The sequence below is a fragment of the Exiguobacterium sp. s34 genome (assembly GCF_018617435.1).
In the GTDB taxonomy this organism is placed as follows: Bacteria; Bacillota; Bacilli; order Exiguobacteriales; family Exiguobacteriaceae; genus Exiguobacterium; species Exiguobacterium aestuarii.
The window spans coordinates 310,470-328,989 of sequence record NZ_JACSKE010000002.1 but is presented as its reverse complement, the minus strand read 5'-3'; the positions used below and the strand labels follow the sequence as shown (position 1 = coordinate 328,989).

The 18,520-nt window shown below is 45.9% G+C and carries 19 protein-coding genes; 14 read left to right on the top strand and 5 right to left on the bottom strand.

The genetic code is table 11. The annotated features are described in order from the left end of the window. The first annotated feature begins 302 nt into the window (after positions 1-302). From opp3b to KNO87_RS05320, 4 genes are read left to right on the top strand one after another with little or no spacing between them, the layout of a single operon-like run. On the top strand, positions 303-1,229 hold the full coding sequence (opp3b, locus tag KNO87_RS05335) for an oligopeptide ABC transporter permease (RefSeq protein ID WP_214785236.1): 927 nt from the start codon (positions 303-305) through the stop codon (positions 1,227-1,229). Then, the gene (gene opp3C / locus KNO87_RS05330) at positions 1,229-2,254 is read left to right on the top strand and encodes an oligopeptide ABC transporter permease (protein WP_371816623.1); all 1,026 of its coding nucleotides are present in this window, start codon (positions 1,229-1,231) and stop codon (positions 2,252-2,254) included. Before opp3b ends, opp3C begins: the two co-directional genes overlap by 1 nt. 23 nt (positions 2,255-2,277) lie before the next feature. Further along, positions 2,278-3,351: an ABC transporter ATP-binding protein gene (locus KNO87_RS05325; RefSeq protein WP_015881213.1), complete on the top strand. Its 1,074-nt coding sequence runs from the start codon at positions 2,278-2,280 to the stop codon at positions 3,349-3,351. Continuing rightward, complete coding sequence (locus KNO87_RS05320; protein WP_074035095.1) at positions 3,351-4,301, top strand: ABC transporter ATP-binding protein; 951 nt, start codon at positions 3,351-3,353, stop codon at positions 4,299-4,301. Before KNO87_RS05325 ends, KNO87_RS05320 begins: the two co-directional genes overlap by 1 nt. Positions 4,302-4,374: 73 nt before the next feature. On the opposite strand, the gene KNO87_RS05315 is transcribed toward KNO87_RS05320, so the two are convergent. After that, a complete protein-coding gene (locus KNO87_RS05315; protein WP_214794257.1) occupies positions 4,375-4,908 on the bottom strand; it encodes an HD domain-containing protein in 534 nt (177 codons plus the stop codon). Between the two features lie 221 nt (positions 4,909-5,129). On the opposite strand from KNO87_RS05315, the gene KNO87_RS05310 reads away from it, so the two are divergent. The 4 genes from KNO87_RS05310 (at position 5,130) to KNO87_RS05295 (ending at position 7,968) form a co-directional block, all read left to right on the top strand. Beyond that, a complete protein-coding gene (locus tag KNO87_RS05310) occupies positions 5,130-5,267 on the top strand; it encodes a hypothetical protein (protein WP_015881216.1) in 138 nt (45 codons plus the stop codon). A gap of 177 nt (positions 5,268-5,444) precedes the next feature. After that, positions 5,445-5,843 (top strand): transcriptional regulator SpxA, encoded by a 399-nt coding sequence (gene spxA / locus KNO87_RS05305; RefSeq protein ID WP_015881217.1) that lies wholly within the window; start codon positions 5,445-5,447, stop codon positions 5,841-5,843. A 171-nt stretch (positions 5,844-6,014) separates the two neighbouring features. Then, entirely contained in the window at positions 6,015-6,671 is a 657-nt protein-coding gene (gene mecA / locus KNO87_RS05300; protein ID WP_214794255.1) for an adaptor protein MecA, read from the top strand. Between the two features lie 64 nt (positions 6,672-6,735). Continuing rightward, complete coding sequence (locus tag KNO87_RS05295; protein WP_214794253.1) at positions 6,736-7,968, top strand: DUF2254 domain-containing protein; 1,233 nt, start codon at positions 6,736-6,738, stop codon at positions 7,966-7,968. A 38-nt stretch (positions 7,969-8,006) separates the two neighbouring features. Here KNO87_RS05295 and KNO87_RS05290 read toward each other — a convergent pair whose 3' ends face one another. Further along, positions 8,007-8,732: an SDR family NAD(P)-dependent oxidoreductase gene (locus KNO87_RS05290; RefSeq protein ID WP_214794251.1), complete on the bottom strand. Its 726-nt coding sequence runs from the start codon at positions 8,730-8,732 to the stop codon at positions 8,007-8,009. An 83-nt stretch (positions 8,733-8,815) separates the two neighbouring features. On the opposite strand from KNO87_RS05290, the gene cls reads away from it, so the two are divergent. Genes cls through pepF form a run of 3 tightly spaced genes read left to right on the top strand, consistent with a single transcriptional unit; the run spans position 8,816 to position 13,221 of the window. Continuing rightward, entirely contained in the window at positions 8,816-10,327 is a 1,512-nt protein-coding gene (cls, locus tag KNO87_RS05285) for a cardiolipin synthase (RefSeq protein WP_214789197.1), read from the top strand. Between the two features lie 12 nt (positions 10,328-10,339). Next, entirely contained in the window at positions 10,340-11,434 is a 1,095-nt protein-coding gene (locus KNO87_RS05280; RefSeq protein WP_214794249.1) for a competence protein CoiA, read from the top strand. Next, complete coding sequence (gene pepF / locus KNO87_RS05275; RefSeq protein WP_214794247.1) at positions 11,419-13,221, top strand: oligoendopeptidase F; 1,803 nt, start codon at positions 11,419-11,421, stop codon at positions 13,219-13,221. The genes KNO87_RS05280 and pepF overlap by 16 nt, the downstream gene beginning before the upstream one ends. A gap of 204 nt (positions 13,222-13,425) precedes the next feature. Here the strand turns inward: pepF and KNO87_RS05270 are convergent, their stop codons facing one another. Together KNO87_RS05270 and KNO87_RS05265 are read right to left on the bottom strand one after the other, a co-directional pair. Next, positions 13,426-14,199 carry a DsbA family protein gene (locus KNO87_RS05270; RefSeq protein ID WP_214794245.1) on the bottom strand — a complete coding sequence of 258 codons (774 nt, stop codon included), beginning with the start codon at positions 14,197-14,199 and terminating at the stop codon, positions 13,426-13,428. An 86-nt stretch (positions 14,200-14,285) separates the two neighbouring features. Beyond that, positions 14,286-14,867: a CYTH domain-containing protein gene (locus KNO87_RS05265; protein WP_214789185.1), complete on the bottom strand. Its 582-nt coding sequence runs from the start codon at positions 14,865-14,867 to the stop codon at positions 14,286-14,288. 109 nt (positions 14,868-14,976) lie between these two features. Here KNO87_RS05265 and yjbM point away from each other — a divergent pair, with 109 nt between their 5' ends. Genes yjbM through KNO87_RS05250 form a run of 3 tightly spaced genes read left to right on the top strand, consistent with a single transcriptional unit; the run spans position 14,977 to position 17,298 of the window. Next, positions 14,977-15,621 carry a GTP diphosphokinase gene (gene yjbM / locus KNO87_RS05260; protein ID WP_015881226.1) on the top strand — a complete coding sequence of 215 codons (645 nt, stop codon included), beginning with the start codon at positions 14,977-14,979 and terminating at the stop codon, positions 15,619-15,621. A gap of 12 nt (positions 15,622-15,633) precedes the next feature. Further along, on the top strand, positions 15,634-16,431 hold the full coding sequence (locus KNO87_RS05255) for an NAD kinase (RefSeq protein WP_214789179.1): 798 nt from the start codon (positions 15,634-15,636) through the stop codon (positions 16,429-16,431). Between the two features lie 3 nt (positions 16,432-16,434). Then, positions 16,435-17,298, top strand: a complete 864-nt coding sequence (locus KNO87_RS05250; protein ID WP_214794243.1) for an RluA family pseudouridine synthase — start codon at positions 16,435-16,437, stop codon at positions 17,296-17,298. A gap of 41 nt (positions 17,299-17,339) precedes the next feature. On the opposite strand, the gene KNO87_RS05245 is transcribed toward KNO87_RS05250, so the two are convergent. Next, positions 17,340-18,506 carry an FtsW/RodA/SpoVE family cell cycle protein gene (locus KNO87_RS05245; protein ID WP_214789173.1) on the bottom strand — a complete coding sequence of 389 codons (1,167 nt, stop codon included), beginning with the start codon at positions 18,504-18,506 and terminating at the stop codon, positions 17,340-17,342. Between the last annotated feature and the right edge of the window lie 14 nt (positions 18,507-18,520).

The window sequence follows — 18,520 nt, the reverse complement described above, 5'->3', positions numbered from 1 at the left end:
ATGAGGGGGCATGCGATCCGCATGTCCCCGATTTTCTAAAAAAATCTTTCGAAGTAAGAGAAAATACTGTTCAAATGTTTTGTTGGTAAAGTATAATGTAGTAACAGTGAAAATTCAGAATAATCTCTGAAAAGAATATTCTTTGTTTTCAGCCGCTGTGCTAAGAGCCTTGAGATGACGTATACGCTATTCTTTCAGAATATTCCTTTCATTTTGTGAATTTGAAAAATAGGTCATATGTCATAGTGAAGCTGTTGGTGCAAGTAGTAGAAAGAATTAGAAAAAACAGGGGGTTTTTATTCATGGGACGTTATATCCTACAACGGCTGACTTACGGCCTCATCACGTTCTTCTTGATTGCCACGTTCACGTTCTTCCTGATGGACCTGCTCCCAGGTTCGCCGTATCAAAACCAGGAAAAACTGACAGAATCACAAATTCAATTATTGAATGACCGCTACGGACTCAACGATCCGCTTCCGGTCCGCTATGCAACGTACATTGGAAACATGCTCCAAGGAGATCTTGGCGTTTCATTCCGTACGGCTAACCGTCCAGTAACTGAGTTGATTATGGAACGAATCGGGCCTTCGGCACAATTAGGGCTCCAGGCATTAGTTCTTGGAACTCTTGTAGGTGTATTGTTAGGTGTTGTTGCGGCGATTCGTCACAATACGGTCATTGACTATGGTTCAATGTTCGTATCGGTAATCGGGATTTCTGTCCCATCGTTCGTTTTTGCAGCCCTCCTTCAGTACTATGTTGGAGTTAAATTGCAATTGCTTCCGGTCGCATTCTGGGAAACTCCAGCTCATACAATATTACCAACAATCTCATTATCGCTCGGTGTCACGGCAGCGATTGCCCGTTTCGTCCGAACGGAGATGTTAGAGGTTACCGGACAAGACTACGTCACCCTCGCGAAAGCGAAAGGATTGACGGGTAACGCCATCGTATGGAAACACATGGTTCGTAATGCGATGATTCCTGCAATCACGATTCTTGGACCGATGACAGCTGGACTCTTAACGGGTACGTTCGTTATTGAGAAAATCTTCGCGGTACCAGGCCTAGGAGAATTATTCGTCACGTCAATCACATTGAATGACTACTCAGTCATCATGGGAACGACATTGTTCTTCTCAGGATTGTTCATTATTATCATTTTGCTTGTCGACTTGCTCTATGGGGTTGTTGACCCACGTATTCGTCTTGGGGGGAATAACTGATGATTGAAAACAAAAAGAATTACGAACAGTTCGACCAAGACATGTTCACACCTGTTGAGATGAATGAACAGCTTGGTGAACGAATCGCCGGGAAAAGTTTAAACTTCTGGCAAGATGCATGGATGCGCCTAAAGAAAAACAAAGCGGCCATCATCTCGCTGTCGATTATTTTGATTCTCGTCGCACTTGCGTTGTTTGGACCGATGTTATCGGCTCGCGATGCTTATGAACAAAACATTTCACAAGCTAAACTTCCACCAAAAGTCACAGGACTTGAATGGGCTGGCTTCGATGGAATGGCGACACTCGGTGGACGCGATATCGACTTCTACGAACAAAAGAACGTAGAAGAGAACTTCTGGTTCGGTACCGACTACCTCGGTCGTGATCTTTGGTCACGTATTTGGGAAGGGACACGTATTTCCCTCTTCATCGGTTTCGTTGCGGCTATCATTGATACATTGATTGGTGTCGCATACGGTGGTGTCTCAGCTTACTTCGGTGGGCGTACGGATAACATCATGCAACGTATTGTTGAGATTTTGACTGGTGTACCTAACTTGATCTTGATCATCTTGTTCATCTTGATCTTTGACCCAGGTGTCTTCACCATCATCCTTGCCATGGCCATCACAGGATGGATTGGGATGAGTCGACTTGTTCGAGGTCAGATTTTGAAACTCAAAAACCAAGAATTTGTCTTGGCAGCTCGTACACTTGGAGCATCTAGTAGTCGTTTGATTTTCAAACACTTGATTCCAAACACATTGGGTGCGATTATCATCACGCTCATGTTCACGATTCCATCTGCCATCTTCTTCGAGGCATTCCTCAGCTTTATCGGGATCGGGCTTCAACCGCCACAAGCATCACTTGGTACGTTGATTAACGATGGATACAAAGAACTACGGACATTCCCGTTCCTTCTTATTATCCCGTCTGTCATCATCGTCTTGCTCATGGTCAGCTTCAACTTGCTTGCCGATGGCTTGCGTGATGCGTTCGATCCGAAAATGCGTAAATAAAAAAGAAAGAGGGGGACTCGTGCATGGAAACGATTTTATCAGTCCGAGACTTAGAGGTCTCGTTCCACACATATGCAGGAACGGTTCAAGCCGTTCGTGGCGTATCGTTTGATTTGAAAAAAGGCGAGACGCTCGCCATCGTAGGAGAATCGGGTTCAGGTAAATCCGTCACTTCGAAGGCAATCATGCGTCTCATTCCGAACCCTCCAGGTGAAATCACGAACGGAGAAATCATGTTCGAAGGAAAAGACTTGGCGAAACTTTCGGAAAAAGAAATGCTTAAAATTCGTGGTCGCGATATCGCAATGATTTTCCAAGACCCAATGACATCACTCAACCCGACCATGACGATTTATAAACAAATCGCAGAAGGGTTGAAACAGCACCAAGGGTTAACAGGTGAGGATGCAAAGAAACGTACACTCGAATTGTTGACACTTGTAGGGATTCCAAACCCAGAAGCACGCTTGAAACAATATCCACACCAACTCTCTGGTGGGATGCGTCAGCGTATCGTTATTGCGATCGCGCTCGCATGTAATCCGAAAGTGTTGATTGCCGATGAACCGACAACGGCACTTGATGTTACGATTCAAGCTCAAATTCTTGAACTATTAAAAGATATTCAACAAAAAACGGGCACAGCGATTATCTTCATCACGCACGACCTTGGCGTTGTTGCGAACATGGCTGACCGTGTCGCTGTTATGTATGCAGGTCGTCTCGTTGAAAAAGGAACGGTTGATGAAATCTTCTACGAGCCACGTCACCCGTACACATGGGGACTTCTTGGTTCGATGCCGCGTCCGACAGATGACCGGAACGAAGCGTTACCTGCAATCCCAGGTACGCCTCCAAACTTGCTCGATCCTCCGAAAGGGGATGCGTTCGCACCGCGTAACCCATACGCGATGAAGATTGATTTTGAGAAAGAGCCACCGATGTTCCAGGTAAGTGATACACACTTTGCTTCAAGTTGGTTATTACACCCACAAGCACCAGCGGTCAACCCGCCACGTGCGATTCGTGAACTCGCTCTCAAGTATCGTCCGGACAGTGCGTTCGCTAAATCGTTTACGAAAGGTGGTGCTGAATAATGGAACGCGAGAAGTTACTCGAAGTAAAAAACCTGAAGCAGCACTTTAAAATTGGCCGTGGCCGCGTCGTCAAAGCGGTAGACGGAATCTCGTTTGATATTTTCAAAGGTGAAGTGCTCGGACTCGTAGGTGAGTCTGGTTGTGGGAAGTCTACGACAGGACGTACAATTATCGGTCTTTATGACGCGACAGATGGTGACGTTGTGTTCAAAGGCGAAAACGTCCACGGTAAAAAATCAAAAGCAGACAAGTTGAAATTCAACCGTGCCATGCAAATGATTTTCCAAGACCCATACGCATCGCTTAACCCGCGTATGACGGTTGCGGATATCATCGCAGAAGGGATTGATATTCACGGTCTTGCGAAGACGAAAGAAGATCGTATGAACCGCGTCTATGACCTTCTTGAAACGGTTGGTTTGACGAAAGAGCACGCGAGCCGTTATCCACACGAATTCTCGGGTGGTCAACGTCAGCGTATCGGGATTGCCCGTGCCCTTGCGGTTGAACCGGACTTCATCATCGCCGATGAGCCGATTTCTGCACTTGATGTATCGATTCAAGCGCAGGTCGTCAACTTGATGAAAGAATTGCAACGCGATCGCGACTTGACGTATTTGTTCATCGCCCACGATTTGTCGATGGTTAAATACATCTCTGACCGTATCGGTGTTATGTATCAAGGTCACCTCGTAGAGCTTGCGACAGCAGATCGTCTTTATGAGAACCCGATTCATGCATACACGAAATCGCTCTTGTCAGCGATTCCGCTTCCGGACCCGGAGCATGAGCGTACACGTAAACGGATCGTATACGAGTCAACATCAAAAGGTCCAGTTGGACGTTCGGATGAAGATTCAAGTATCCCACCACTTCGCGAAGTCGAGCCTGGACACTATGTCTCGCTCACGGATGAAGAGTACGAAGCATACAAAGCACAACTCGTTTAATATAAAAACCTGATTTCTTCGCGAAATCAGGTTTTTTTGCACAAAAAAATCACCTAATGAACTAGGTGATTGATTATCCGTTTGAAATACGTGGCAAGTTCGCAAGGCGTTCCACGATGGCGTCGATTTGACGGACGCGAGCCAACGCATCCTCGATTTCCATTGTCTCATAGTGGTGAAGACCACCTGGTTGCTCCACGAACGTATCCGCGTCATGGACGAGTTGTTGGAGCGGTGTTCGTTGAATTCGGCTCGGTGGTAAATAAGAGTCGGTGTGTAGAAGAATCATGACAGAGATTTCTTTGGCACGGGCAGGGTCTTCCCCGAGACGAATCAATAACTTATGTGCCCGTTCCGCGCCTTTAATCGCATGAATGTCGTTCTGGCGATATAAATCATAATTCCATTTGCCTTCTGTATACCACTCATAGTGACCGATATCATGAAGAAGCGCAGCTTTCGTCGCCAAATCCGTATCGAGACCACGTTTCGTTGCCATTTCGAGAGCGCGTTCGCATACATCAACCGCATGCTTTAAGCCTGATCGAGTCAAATATTTTTGGGTAACCGGATGTCCCATAATCGTTTCTAGTGTGATTCTCATCATCGCTCTCCTCCTTATATAGAAAAAGGTTATTTCTATAAACTATACAGGTTTTTTAAATGTAATGCAAATGATACCTATGTAAAGAAACGATGAACTCGCAAGAATGATTCACATTTTACAAACAAATGTGCTATAATTTAATTGTAGATTAGTGCAAGTTCAAGATTTTCAGAATCGGTAATGCTCGGTCGGTTGCTTACGCTGTACGGGGGTGAGAGGCCATGAAAGAACGTGACAAAGTTCTACGAGAGAAAAAACGACTTTTGAAAGAAGTTTTGAAGAAGAAGTTGAAAGACTTACAAGTCAAGCCAGGGAAAGAGACGGTGTCTCAACCAGTGTCTCGAATCCCGGCATCTTGAGATGGGTCATTCAAGGTCGCATTCAACGAATGCGCCCTCTTTTCTTATCTGAATGATAAAGAATATCATTGAAGTTTTAATAATTAAGAATTATTATAATTAAGTGGATGCGAATTTGGGTATACAAATAGAGTCACTTAAAAAGATGGACGCATACTCGATCAGGGAGGAAGAAAAATGGTCACACTTTATACGTCTCCAAGCTGTACATCTTGCCGTAAGGCACGGGCTTGGCTCGAAGAACACGATATCCCGTTTACAGAACGAAACATATTTTCAGAACCGCTCTCGCTTAATGAGATTAAACAAATTTTACGTATGACGGAAGATGGAACAGATGAAATTATTTCAACCCGTTCAAAAGTCTTCTCTAAAATCGACGTATCCGTTGATGCGTTATCGCTTCAACAGCTGTATGATTTGATTCAAGAATATCCAGGCTTACTACGTCGTCCGATTTTGATTGATGAAAAACGATTGCAGGTCGGATACAACGAAGATGAGATTCGTCGATTCCTACCACGGAAAGTTCGAACTTTCCAATTACAGGAAGCACAACGACTTGTGAATGAATGAAAGCATACTGTTTAAGCAGTGTGCTTTTTATTATTGATTATTTCCTATAAAATAAAGTTATAACCCGTCATCTAGATTGAACGATGTCAAAAAGGGTACAACTATAAAAAGATAATTTCCCCTCTCCTCCTTATGTGAATTGGGAGTGAGGTGAGAAGGGAGTGGACAATCGTGAAAATTGAGCGCATCAATGACAATACCGTTAAATTTTTCATCACATATGTGGATATCGAGAAACGTGGTTTCGCACGTGATGAAATATGGTACAACCGAGAACGAGGCGAGCAGCTGTTCTGGCAAATGATGGACGAGGCTCACGAACGTGAAGACATCTCGTTTGATGGTCCACTGTGGATTCAGGTCCAAGCTTTTGAAAAAGGTCTAGAAGTAACCGTAACAATCGCTAAAAATGTGATGGACACGGAAGATGATTCTGAACTCGGTTCGCTTCTTCGCTCTGCGATTGATGAAGCACGGGATCAACAATCGGTACTTGACCAATTGAGTGAGTTGGATGAACTCGAAGCTGAGGCAGATGCTTGGGCGCCACTTGCGATGGAAACGAATGATTTTGAGGCAATCATTTCACTGAGTAAGCGTGCAGGTGACACGTTCAGTGATCTTGATTTGAAACTATATCATTATCAAGACCGCTACTACTTGTGGATTGATTTCCCTGATGAAATGGAGCCAGAAGACGAAGAGAATGCACTCAGTCTTTTAGCAGAATATTTAACATTCAGTACACAGACGCAACCGATGCTTGAAGAGTATGGTAAAGTCATTCTCGATGGCGACGTGTTTGCAAAAGTACGTCACTACTTCTAATGGTACATCGCCTGTTCAAACGGACAGGCGATTTTTTTCAAATCAATGTCAAAGAGGTGTTGGTATGGTGAGACGAATTCGACTACTACTAGACGATAGTGCATGGTTTGTCCCGTTTCTATACGGAATGGGAGGAATCGTATTAACGGCATTAACCCAGGTGTTCGGTGAGTTTTTCCGAGATTTATTGCCGGACTTTATTTATTTAGACCTAGACTCTGCGGCGTCTGTATTATCTTCGACGTTTACGAGTCTCATGACGATGATGACGTTCAGCTTTTCCACAATCCTCGTCGTGTTGACGACATATTCCTCTCAGTTTTCTCCTCGGACAATCAATAACTTTTTGACGAACTCATCGGCAAAGCATACGCTTGGTCTTTTCATCATGACGACCGTGTATGGGATTTCAAACTTATTCCTCGTCCGTACGGCAGATGAAGGTGTCGTTTTATCGTCAGGGATCAGTGTGCTCTTGGTGATTGGTTCAATTTGGGCGTTCGTGAAGTTCATTCAAACCATCAGTGTCTCGATTCAGGCAGAACGTTTGTTATCTGCGCTGCATAAGGAAGCGTTATCGGTGATTAGTGAGCAAAAAGATGCAATCGAGTCAGATGATGTAAATCTCGTACTACCACGTTCTGTTCATTCCTTTGAGGGTCAAGCGTTACGGGCACCGCAAACGGGTTATGTTCGCTTATTTTTAAGAGAGAAGCAAGGAGATCATGAAACGGACTTCGAGTCCATCGTTGCCGTTGGAGATTTCGTCGCTAAAGGTGATTTACTCGGATTCTGGAAAGGTGAGGACGCGCCGGACATCGACTTGTTTGAGATTGGAGAAGTCCGTTCTTCGATGCAAGATCCATCATTTGCGATTGAAAAATTAAGTGAGATTGCGCTGCGTGGTATTTCTCCAGGAATTAATGACCCGAATACCGCGATCCATGCGATTCACTATATTGGAGACATTTTACGAGAGCTCTGTGAACTGCCGGATGGTGATTTTTTATATTCGAACGGGAAGTCCGATTGGCATGTGAAGCGCAAAACGCTTGAGACGATTCTTTTTGAATCATTATCGCCGATGCAGACTTACGCCAGTAAAGATATCTTTGTGATGGGTTCCGTATTTGAGGCGGTTCGAATGGCGCGTCTTCAGGCGCATGAGACGTTAGATTCGACGTTTGAGGAGATGATTGATTACTTTGAAGATGTGATCGATTGGGAGAGTCTTCATACAAAAGAACAGAATTATTTACGTAATAAAATCGGTCGCGCGAAAAAGATGGCGACATGACAGGAGACCACCTTTTCAGAAGAAAAGGTGGTCTCTTTTCAAGAGAGGGTATAGCCGCCGTCGACCGTGATGGCTTGACCGTTAATATACGATGAGGCGTCGGTTAATAAAAACTCGACGACCGGAGCTATTTCTTCAGGCGAGGCAGCATGTCCCCGGAAATGATGAGACATCGCCTCTTTAAACTTTGCTTCTCCTCCATATAGCTTATGACTAAGCGGCGTATCGACTGGACCGAAACAGACGGCGTTGAATCGGACTTTCCCTTTCATCCGATGGGCGAACGTTTTCGTTAAGGCGACCACTGCGGCCTTGGAGGCGGCATAATGGGCGAGCATAGGTGGAAACTTGACGTGTCCGACGATCGCGGCATTGTTGACGACGCTGGCTCCTTGGTCAAACAAAGGAATGGCTCGTTGCGTCACCGTATTTAATGCATAGAGGTTGACGTCAAACACTTCAGTGTAAGCATCGTGCGTTAGACGCTCCGGTGTACCGGGTCTGCCGAACGTTGCTGCATTGTTGAAGAGACCATGTAACGTCACACCTTGCTCTTTTAGGTGAACAAAGAGATGGTCGATGTCTTCGGTTGAATGGAGATCACATCGGATGAACGTAGCCAATCCGTTCGAATCTGATTCGAGAGAAGCCCCTCTCGTCTCGTCACGACCAATCCCGATGACACGATGGCCATGTTCGGTTAACCGCAATGCTACGGCGCGCCCAATCCCACTTGTCGCACCTGTTATTAGAAAAGTCCCCATAATTTATTCGCTCCCCTCAAAAAATTGGCGTTACGATGTATAATTAATGATAATACATGACAGAAACGAGGTCAGGTTATAATATGTTGCGACGCATACAAGTACTCTTTTCCCTTATTTTGCTCGCAGGACTCATTGCGATATTATCGTATTACTGGAGCTCACAAGTAATCGGGCTCTTCTCGATTCTCGTTTTTTTGACAACGTTCAGTATTTTGCTTGTGATTTTGCTTGAAAATCGAAATCCGCAACGGACGTTGATCTGGGCGATTGTCATGATTGGCTTTCCTGTCGTCGGGCTGTTCGCTTACTTTGTGTTCGGTCAGAACTATCGTCGTAAGCGGATGTTTAAAGAGAAGGCGATGCTCGATGAAGAGACATACTTGGCTTATCGGCAAAAAGCAATGACGCTATCCCCGTCACTGATGTTTGCGCATGATGATTATGAGAAATTGATGCATCTCACCTCATCATTGAACCAACTACCGGTCTCTTCGAATACGTATACGCAGGTTTTGACGAACGGTCGTGAAAAATTCTCGAAGCTGTTGCCAGCCCTGAAAGGGGCGACAAGGCATATCCACTTAGAGTATTACATCTTTAGGGAAGACCGTATTTCTCGGGAAATTCAGCGCATTTTAATCGAGAAGGCCAAAAAAGGGGTAGAGGTTCGATTTTTATATGATGCGGTCGGTTCTATTCATACGAGTAGTACGTTCTTTGAAGAAATGAAACAAGCTGGTGTCCAGGTGCAGGCGTTCTTTCCGGTCGTCCTTCCGCTCGTGTCGAGTAAGACGAACTACCGAAACCATCGTAAGATTGTCGTCATCGATGGGACCGAGGCGTTCACTGGAGGGTTGAACGTAGGGGATGAGTACTTGGGCGAACACTCTAAATTTGGGTTTTGGCGTGACACCCATCTCTATGTCAGAGGAGAAGGGGTATCGGAGTTACAACTGATCTTTTTACAAGATTGGTATTACATGACTGGGGAGCGGCTGTTCACCCCGTTCTATTTAGAACCGCTCGAAACGGTAAGGAGTGCGAGCGGCGGTGTCCAAATCGTTGCCAGCGGACCAGATGAACCGTATGAGACGATGAAATCGATTTATTTCTCGTTAATTAATGCGGCGAAAAAGTCCGTCTATATTTCCTCCCCGTATTTGATTCCGGATGAAGACATTATGAGTGCGTTAAAGACGGCGTCGCTATCAGGCATCGATGTTCGTATCGTCTTACCGAGTTACCCGGACCATAAAATTGTATTTTATGCGAGCCGATCTTATTATGAAGAGCTGTTATTGGCTGGAGTGAAGATTTATTTATATGAGGAAGGATTTATGCATTCAAAAGTCATCGTCGTCGATGATGGGCTTGCTACGATTGGGACGGCGAACATGGACTTTCGTAGCTTCCATTTAAATTTCGAAGTGAATGCGCTTTTGTACAACACGAACTCGGTCCATCAATTGAAACAAGACTTGTATCATGATTTTGAAGGGTCTCACGAACTCGTGTTAGAAGAGTTCGCGAAGCGCTCATTCTTTATAAAACTCGTAGAATCATTAGCCAGAATGTTTTCACCACTACTATAAGGGGGGAGCAAGATGCGGTTTGCGATCGGTCGAGAAGGAAACATCGTTGATTCCTTTACGCTCAATCGAATGCAGGCGGAGCAACTTGCTCCTTTTCGATGTCCGACATGTCAGGAAATGCTGATTTTGAAGCAAGGAGCGAAACGACGGCTGCATTTTGCCCATATCCATACGTGTGGGAGAGCGGAATCCGTCACGCACCATCAGGATAAATGGGCAGTGTGCCAGTGGCTTCAAGAAAGAGGATATCCGGTCGAACAAGAGGTGACGATTGGGAATCGTCGGGCTGACGTTCTTACAGACGTGGATGGGAACAAAATCGTATTCGAGATTCAAGCATCCCCCTTGCAATCGGAAGAGTACGTCGCGCGAACGAACGATTATAAGCGAGCTGGTCTCGATGTGATTTGGCTCGCGAGTGGACTCGATTTAAGAATGAACCAATCGTTTCAACCGTGGATGCGCCTCGAACTCTTTCAGCGACATCGGTTGTTGACGGTGAGGGATGGGAATCTGTTGCGTTTCAATGGATTTCCGATTTCAATCAAATATGGCATCGGAAATTGGGGAATCTCGTCGTCAGTGAAAACGTCACCGTATGAAGCCTATTATCGGTTCAATGCGCTGGAATGGACGGAGATGATTCGAAGAAAGCGAATGTCGCCACTTTATCCGTCTCCAACCAATCGTCGTCTCATTTTGAATCGTCTATATCCTTTGGGGGTGATTCCCGCATTGTTACCGACCGCCTGCTATCTTCCGCTCACTTCGCTTTGGGGAGTGCATATCCATCCGATTGAATTTCAGACTGTTCTTTACTTAAATCGACGCGAGTCACCGAATGATTCGGTAGAGTGGAGTATTCAAAAGACGTGCCGCCAGTTCGGAGTGACACCGACAAGCGACTTTTCCCAGTCATTTCATGTACAATGGAAACAACTCTTGAATGCATGTCGTTTATCGTGTGATGTCAGTTCATGGCCGCTTCCGACCACATATGAAGAAGCGAGACGTCACGATACACGATTGTTTCAAGGACTTCAGCGATTGATGTTACAATCGGCTAGCCAATCAGAAAAGGGAGTGAACGTATGTCGGAAGTATTGACACGACAACAAGTTCCAGTTGAAGAGACGTGGAACTTAGAGACGATCTACAGTAATGACGAAGCTTGGGAAGCGGATTTTCAAGCGTTGAAAGAGCAAGTACCTGCTTTAATCGGTTTTAAAGGGAAGCTCGGAGAATCGGCAGAAACGTTATACGAAGCATTACAACTCCGCGATGAGCTTTCTCGTAAGTTACATAAGCTGTATACATACGCACACATGCGTTATGACGAAGATACGGCGAACAGTCATTATCAGGCGCTAAATGACCGTGCGGGCTCACTCGCCTCGCAAATTTCAGCTCAACTCGCGTTCATGACGCCAGAGCTTCTCTCAATCGATGAAGCCCAAATTGAAGCCTTTATGGAGCAGCACGAGTCACTCCGCGTTTATCGTCATGCGTTCGATGAGTTGGCGCAAGAACGTCCACACGTGTTGACGGAAGCGGAAGAAGCGATTCTTGCACAGGCCGGAGACGTGCTCGGTCAATCGAGTTCGACGTTCGGTATGCTCAACAACGCGGATTTGAAATTCCCAAAAGTGAAAAATGAAAAAGGGGAAGAGGTCGAGTTGACGCACGGTCGTTATATCACATTCCTCGAATCAAGTGATCGAAGTGTCCGTGAGAACGCCTTTAAAGCGATGTACGGGACGTATGGGCAATATTTGAACACGTTTGCCTCTACGCTTTCGGGAAGTGTGAAAAAAGATAACTTCTATGCGTCTGTTCGTAAGTTTGAGAGTGCAAGACAGGCAGCACTTCACCATAATGCGATTCCGGAGTCTGTATATGACGGACTAGTCGAGGCAGTGAACGAGCGTCTTGACTTGTTGCATCGTTATGTCGCACTTCGTAAGCGTGCGCTCGGGTTAGATGAGTTGCATATGTATGATTTATATACACCGCTCGTGAAAGATGTTGAGATGAAAGTGTCATATGAGGAAGCGAAACAATTGATGGTTGATGGTTTGGCACCTCTTGGTGAAGAGTATGTTCAAATCGTGAAAGACGGACTCGACTCACGTTGGGTCGACGTTCGCGAGACACGTGGTAAACGTAGCGGCGCTTATTCATCAGGAGCATACGATACACAACCGTTCATTCTCATGAACTGGCAGGACAACGTCAACAACTTGTTCACACTCGCGCACGAGTTCGGTCACTCCGTGCATAGCCATTATACGCGTACGTCACAGCCGTATCCGTATGGTGACTATTCAATCTTTGTGGCAGAAGTCGCATCGACGACGAACGAGGCTCTGTTGAACGACCATCTATTGAAAACACGAACAGCAAAAGAAGAGCGTCTCTACTTATTGAACAATCAACTTGAAACGTTCCGTGGGACGTTGTTCCGTCAAACGATGTTCGCTGAGTTTGAACATATGATCCATCAGGCTGCGCAAGAAGGCGTCTCACTCACTCCAGAATACTTGAATGAGACGTATTTGGAATTGAACAAACGTTACTTCGGAGACGAGATTGTCATCGATGAAGAGATTTCGTATGAATGGGCGCGGATCCCGCACTTCTATTACAACTACTATGTCTATCAATATGCGACAGGTATTTCAGCATCGGCAGCGTTGTCGCAACAGATTATGGAAGAGGGAGAGCCAGCTGTTCGTCGCTACATCGATAACTTCCTCAAGGCTGGATCAAGTGACTATTCGATTGAAGTGTTGAAAGCGGCGGGTGTCGATATGACGACGAAAGAACCGGTGCTCAAAGCGCTTGATCAGTTCGAGGCAGTGCTCGACGAAATGGAATCATTATTGTTCTCGTGAACAATATGTGACAATGTACACAAACTAGTTGTCAGATGAAGTGGGACTCGGTATATTATAAGTGTGAAATCAATCACAAACCCCTTTATTGACCGTAAACTTTCTCCCATCTTGTAGGCCTTCCCCGGGCCTCAAGGTAAGACGGCTCTTGTCCCCGCTTGAGACGTCAAAAACCCCACGGCTCCCCGGCCGTGGGGTTCTTTTTTATTTCGTTTGCGCCCATGCTTCACCGCTACATCCAGGTACAGGACGGCAACGCTGTTGCAAGGAAAGCTTCTTCAGTTCGCGTTCAATCACAGCTTTATCTAAGTCTAGAATATACGATAGTTCGGTAATTGTAGAGGCGTCATATCGAGCCAATACTTTCGCTACATCCCAGTCAGTCGAGCGACTCGGTGCATAACCTAGCAACTCGGTCATGACTGATTGATAGACATCGTACGGATAAACCCCTTCAATCTTCAATGCTTCATCGCGCGTCACGAAGGTGAGGGCGGGCAATGACTCAATCTCCCAATCTTTCAACACTTGATGATCGACTGCTAAAGCATTCAAGAGCTGGTTCGATTGAAGATCGGCTTCGAGTTCACTCAAATCAAGACCATACTCTTCGAAAGAACGTGCGATTTCCCATAAATCGATGGAGCCAAATTGTTTACTAGAGAATAAATCGTTCACATGCATGTGACGTAAAAAACGCATCGCATGACGTTTCCCTTGTAATTCTAGCGCTTTGATCATAGTGAGAAGGCGAACTTCTTCCTGACATCCGCCAACACAGCTAGGAACGGTAGAGACCATTCGGAAACGAATCACATGTCCGTATTCAATCTCTAACTTTTTGATCAGTGTCATCACGTGAAAATTTTCAGGACTCGAGATGTCCATGAAATAGAATAACTCCAATGGCTTATACGTTACTTGAATAGGAGTTTCTTCCAGTGAACAGGATGACCCATTACATTGTTCAAGTTCCATTTGTGTCGCCTCCTCTCGGCAAAAAACTCATTTAACTTTGTAAACTCATTGTAGCAACGAAAAAAAAAGGTTGGCAATGTATCTGCTCAACCTTCAGACCGACTCATTTTTAATTCCATGAATCGTACGATTTTATTTTTGGCGGGACGGTACGGGAGACCGTGCTCCGCTAGCAGTCTTTCGAATGCGCGCTGACCTGCTTCTTCATTCGCGACCTCAAATTCTATTTCATAGTCGGTCGTCTCCAAATAATGGCTTTCATCTAAAACGAGTAGACCGTCCTCTGTTTGATATTCGGCTCGATTCGTCTCGAGGCGTCCGAGGTGTTCGAGTGCGGCATTTAATTTGAATGGAGCAAGAGCTTGCTTCATTTGGTCATCGTGAACGATTCCGTATTTGAACAAGTCTTCAGCTTCTTCTTCGGTGATTTTGGCATGCGTCTCTAGCAATCCGATTTCGTTCGGTTGTTTCAGCGTCAACACTTGACCTTGTTTTTTCTCACGGATGCGAAGAGCTGCGCCATTCTTTTTTAACTGAAAAGATGGCGTATCAAAATAATCGTTCGCTTGCCAGCGTACTTGATCTTCTAGTTTGTAAGCTCGAATCAGCTTTTCATACTCATCTTTCGTCAACATTGATTTGAATTCAATTTCCACTTCTTGGGTCATAAATCATCGCTCCATTCTATGAACAATTGTTCGTTTATGATACCATACAAACGGATACATACGGAAAGGACGCGTTTTTTCCGGAAAAGAACGAAAGTGGTGACAGCGTATGCAATCAGTGAACTGGGATCAGTTTTTAGTACCGTATCAAATCGCGGTAGACGAGTTGAAAGTGAAGTTAAAAGCCGTTCGTAAGCAATTCAAGTCGCAAAATGACCATTCTCCGATTGAATTTGTCACAGGTCGTGTGAAGCCAGTCGGGAGTATCCTCGAAAAAGCAAAGCGAAAGAATATCGCTGATCATGAATTGGCGACTGATATGCAAGATATTGCTGGATTACGAATCATGTGTCAGTTTGTCGATGATATCGTTCATGTCTTGGATTTGCTTCATCGTCGGACAGATTTTAAAATAGTGGAAGAACGTAATTATATTACGCATCAAAAAGATTCTGGCTATCGATCGTATCACGTCATTATCGAATATCCGGTTCAGACGATTCATGGGGAGATTCCGACACTTGTCGAAGTGCAAATTCGTACCCTTGCGATGAACTTTTGGGCAACGATCGAGCATTCTTTAAATTATAAATACGATGGCGATATGCCTCTTGAAGTACAAGAACGATTGAGACGTGCGGCTGAGGCGGCCTTTCTTCTCGATGCAGAGATGAGTCAACTTCGTGTCGAGATTCAAGACGCACAGCAAGTGTTTCGGGATAAAGAGATGAATGTGAAAACGGACGAGGACTAGGGGGAAATCGATATGCAGTTTGCGATTGTATCGAGGGGAGATACGCGATCAGCGGAAATCGCCCAAGATCTGACTGAAAAACTTGAAGCCGCGGGGCACACGTTATCGGAAGAACCACGAATCGTGGTATCAGTCGGTGGGGACGGGACGATGTTGCAGGCGTTCCATAAATATATTGACCGACTCGATGAAACACTTCTCGTCGGCATTCATACCGGACATCTTGGATTTTATGCGGACTGGCAACCGGATGAGTTGGATGAACTGACGGAAATGATTACGAGTGAGTCGTTCGAACCGGTCTCTTATCCGCTCGTCGAGGTACTGATTGATTATGAGAACGGAAAGACCGATCGTCAACTGGCGATGAATGACTGTACGATTAAAAATTATAAGCGGACGCTCGTCTGTGATTTGTCGATTCGCGACGATTATTTTGAAACGTTTCGTGGAGACGGGCTATGTATCTCGACCCCATCAGGTTCGACCGCCTATAACAAAGCGCTCGGTGGTGCGATTGTTCACCCATCGATTGAGGCGATTCAAGTGACAGAGATGGCCTCCATCAATAACTTGGTTTATCGGACGATTGGGGCGCCGCTCCTATTGCCGAAACATCATCAAGTGAAAATTAAGCCGCACACGAAAACGGAATTCGAATTGGCGTTCGACCATCAAGAAGCGTTATCTTGGTCAGACGTCGTGTCGATCCGATGCGCGGTCGCAAAAGAAAAAGTGACATTCGCCCGTTTCCGCCCGTTCCCATTTTGGCGCCGTGTACGCGAATCGTTCATCGAGGAAGGAAAGTAACAGATGCAAGGATTTATGATGCGTCGCGTTGTGGAGAAGTCGATTCCACTGCGCGACTTTTTAATGCAGGACCTCGGGATATCCCGAAAGATGCTCACGCTCGTAAAGCATGAAGGTGAAATCGAGGTGAATGGAATACATCGCACCGTTCGGCACGTTCTCGAGCCAGGGGATGAAGTGACGGTACGTTTCCCACCCGAATCCCCTTCAACAGACATGGTCGCCTCAGACAGACCAATCCGCATTTTGTATGAAGATGATACGGTGTTGGCGGTCGATAAGCCGGCAGGAATCGCCACGATTCCATCACGACTACATCCGACCGATACACTCGCAAACGCCGTACTCGGTTACTATTATCGAATCGGTCTGGCATCTGCGATCCATGTGATCAATCGACTCGATCGCGATACGAGCGGGGTCGTCCTGTTTGCAAAGTATGGATTCATTCACCATCGATTTAGCGAGCTTCAGAGAGCGAATGCGCTCACACGCTCTTATGTGGCGCTCGTTGAAGGCGAAGTTCCTATCCAAACAATCGATGCACCGATTGGACGCGCCGAGAATTCGATTATGGAACGAGTCGTGACAAGAGACGGACAGCGCGCCGTCACACATATCGTCGCGTGTCAGCCATTCGGGAGTGACTCTTTATTGACGATTCGACTTGAGACAGGACGCACGCATCAAATCCGTGTTCATTTGCGCCATATCGGTCATCCGCTAATCGGGGACTCGATGTATGGGGGAGCGGCTCGGATGTCACGTCACGCCCTCCACAGCGCGTCAGCGCGCTTTATTCATCCGATGACAGGGGAAGAAGTGATCATCGAAGCACCGATTCCGCAGGATTTTCAATCTATGTAAAAAATCCCCTCGAGGTTTTTCGTAACCTTGAGGGGATTTTGTCAATCGTCATCAAACATATAGGTTTTTGATTTAGAGGCAACGTTCATGACGAGACCGATGGCGATCATGTTCATGATGATCCCTGTCCCTCCATAACTGACGAATGGGAGGGTGAGTCCCGTGATCGGCAAGACCCCGATTGTCATCCCGATGTTTTGGAACACTTGGAATGTGAACATGGCGATGACGCCGGTAACGATATAGCTTCCGAATGCGCTGCTTGATTCAAGTGCGATGTGAATCATGCGATAGAGGAACAAGAAAAAGACGATGATCACAAGTGCTGCGCCGATGAAGCCGTAATGCTCGGCGATGACGGCGAAGATGAAGTCTGTCTGTGATTCTGGTAGGTAGACGAGTCCTTGTCCATATCCTGCCCCAAACATCTGCCCAGACCCGATCGCTTGTAATGATTTGATTAACTGGAACGCCAAGTCATCCGAGTATTCATATGGATAGATCCATGCCTGGAATCGGTTGAGGGCGTGTCCTGGTACAATAGCCTGCAACACTTCAAAATGGGAGAAGAACAGATACATGAACGTCCCGATGGTCAAAGCGGCGGCGCTGAAGAGGCCGAGCAACCACTTCCAGCCGATACCGGAGACGATGATAATCGCGCCGAGCATCGTGATCAAGACGAGTCCTGTTCCTAAGTCCGGTTGCGTCACGATCAGCCCAAGTGGTGGAATGGCGACCAATACCAATTTGACCAAGAGCCATGTGTCGAGTTGAGATGAGCCGTATCGCTTATTGTGGTCATATACAATCGTCGACATCGAAATCAAAAGGAACAATTTCATGAACTCTGCCGGCTGAAAACTGAATCCCGGTACGTTATACCAACCATACGCTCCGTTTATGTTCGGAACGAGTGTTGTGTCGCGGAGAGGAATGAGTCCTACGAGCAAGAGAAGACCGAATGCATATAAGTACCAATGGATTTTTCGAAGTTGCTCATATTCGATTGTCATGATGGCAAACATCGCGAAAAAGCCGATGACGTATCGAATGCCTTGCTCGAGAGCGAAGTTGATATGTTGAAGTCGGGTCGGCAACATCGGTTGTGCCGTATAGATTGCACCGAGGCTGATGATCATCAATAAGAAGACGATGGTCAATAACGTGGTGTCTATACTTTTGAAATATGATTGAATGCGGTTCATAATGGAGTCGAGTC

Bases quoted from the DNA above. Each gene is read 5' to 3' on its own strand.
- cls (WP_214789197.1), top strand. From the start codon at position 8,816: ATGTTGCGACGCATACAAGTACTCTTTTCCCTTATTTTGCTCGCAGGA.
- opp3C (WP_371816623.1), top strand. From the start codon at position 1,229: ATGATTGAAAACAAAAAGAATTACGAACAGTTCGACCAAGACATGTTC.
- KNO87_RS05290 (WP_214794251.1), bottom strand. From the start codon at position 8,732: ATGGGGACTTTTCTAATAACAGGTGCGACAAGTGGGATTGGGCGCGCC.
- KNO87_RS05320 (WP_074035095.1), top strand. From the start codon at position 3,351: ATGGAACGCGAGAAGTTACTCGAAGTAAAAAACCTGAAGCAGCACTTT.
- KNO87_RS05315 (WP_214794257.1), bottom strand. From the start codon at position 4,908: ATGATGAGAATCACACTAGAAACGATTATGGGACATCCGGTTACCCAA.
- spxA (WP_015881217.1), top strand. From the start codon at position 5,445: ATGGTCACACTTTATACGTCTCCAAGCTGTACATCTTGCCGTAAGGCA.
- KNO87_RS05295 (WP_214794253.1), top strand. From the start codon at position 6,736: ATGGTGAGACGAATTCGACTACTACTAGACGATAGTGCATGGTTTGTC.
- pepF (WP_214794247.1), top strand. From the start codon at position 11,419: ATGTCGGAAGTATTGACACGACAACAAGTTCCAGTTGAAGAGACGTGG.
- KNO87_RS05310 (WP_015881216.1), top strand. From the start codon at position 5,130: ATGAAAGAACGTGACAAAGTTCTACGAGAGAAAAAACGACTTTTGAAA.
- KNO87_RS05245 (WP_214789173.1), bottom strand. From the start codon at position 18,506: ATGAACCGCATTCAATCATATTTCAAAAGTATAGACACCACGTTATTG.
- KNO87_RS05255 (WP_214789179.1), top strand. From the start codon at position 15,634: ATGCAGTTTGCGATTGTATCGAGGGGAGATACGCGATCAGCGGAAATC.
- KNO87_RS05325 (WP_015881213.1), top strand. From the start codon at position 2,278: ATGGAAACGATTTTATCAGTCCGAGACTTAGAGGTCTCGTTCCACACA.
- KNO87_RS05280 (WP_214794249.1), top strand. From the start codon at position 10,340: ATGCGGTTTGCGATCGGTCGAGAAGGAAACATCGTTGATTCCTTTACG.
- opp3b (WP_214785236.1), top strand. From the start codon at position 303: ATGGGACGTTATATCCTACAACGGCTGACTTACGGCCTCATCACGTTC.
- KNO87_RS05250 (WP_214794243.1), top strand. From the start codon at position 16,435: ATGCAAGGATTTATGATGCGTCGCGTTGTGGAGAAGTCGATTCCACTG.
- KNO87_RS05270 (WP_214794245.1), bottom strand. From the start codon at position 14,199: ATGGAACTTGAACAATGTAATGGGTCATCCTGTTCACTGGAAGAAACT.
- KNO87_RS05265 (WP_214789185.1), bottom strand. From the start codon at position 14,867: ATGACCCAAGAAGTGGAAATTGAATTCAAATCAATGTTGACGAAAGAT.
- yjbM (WP_015881226.1), top strand. From the start codon at position 14,977: ATGCAATCAGTGAACTGGGATCAGTTTTTAGTACCGTATCAAATCGCG.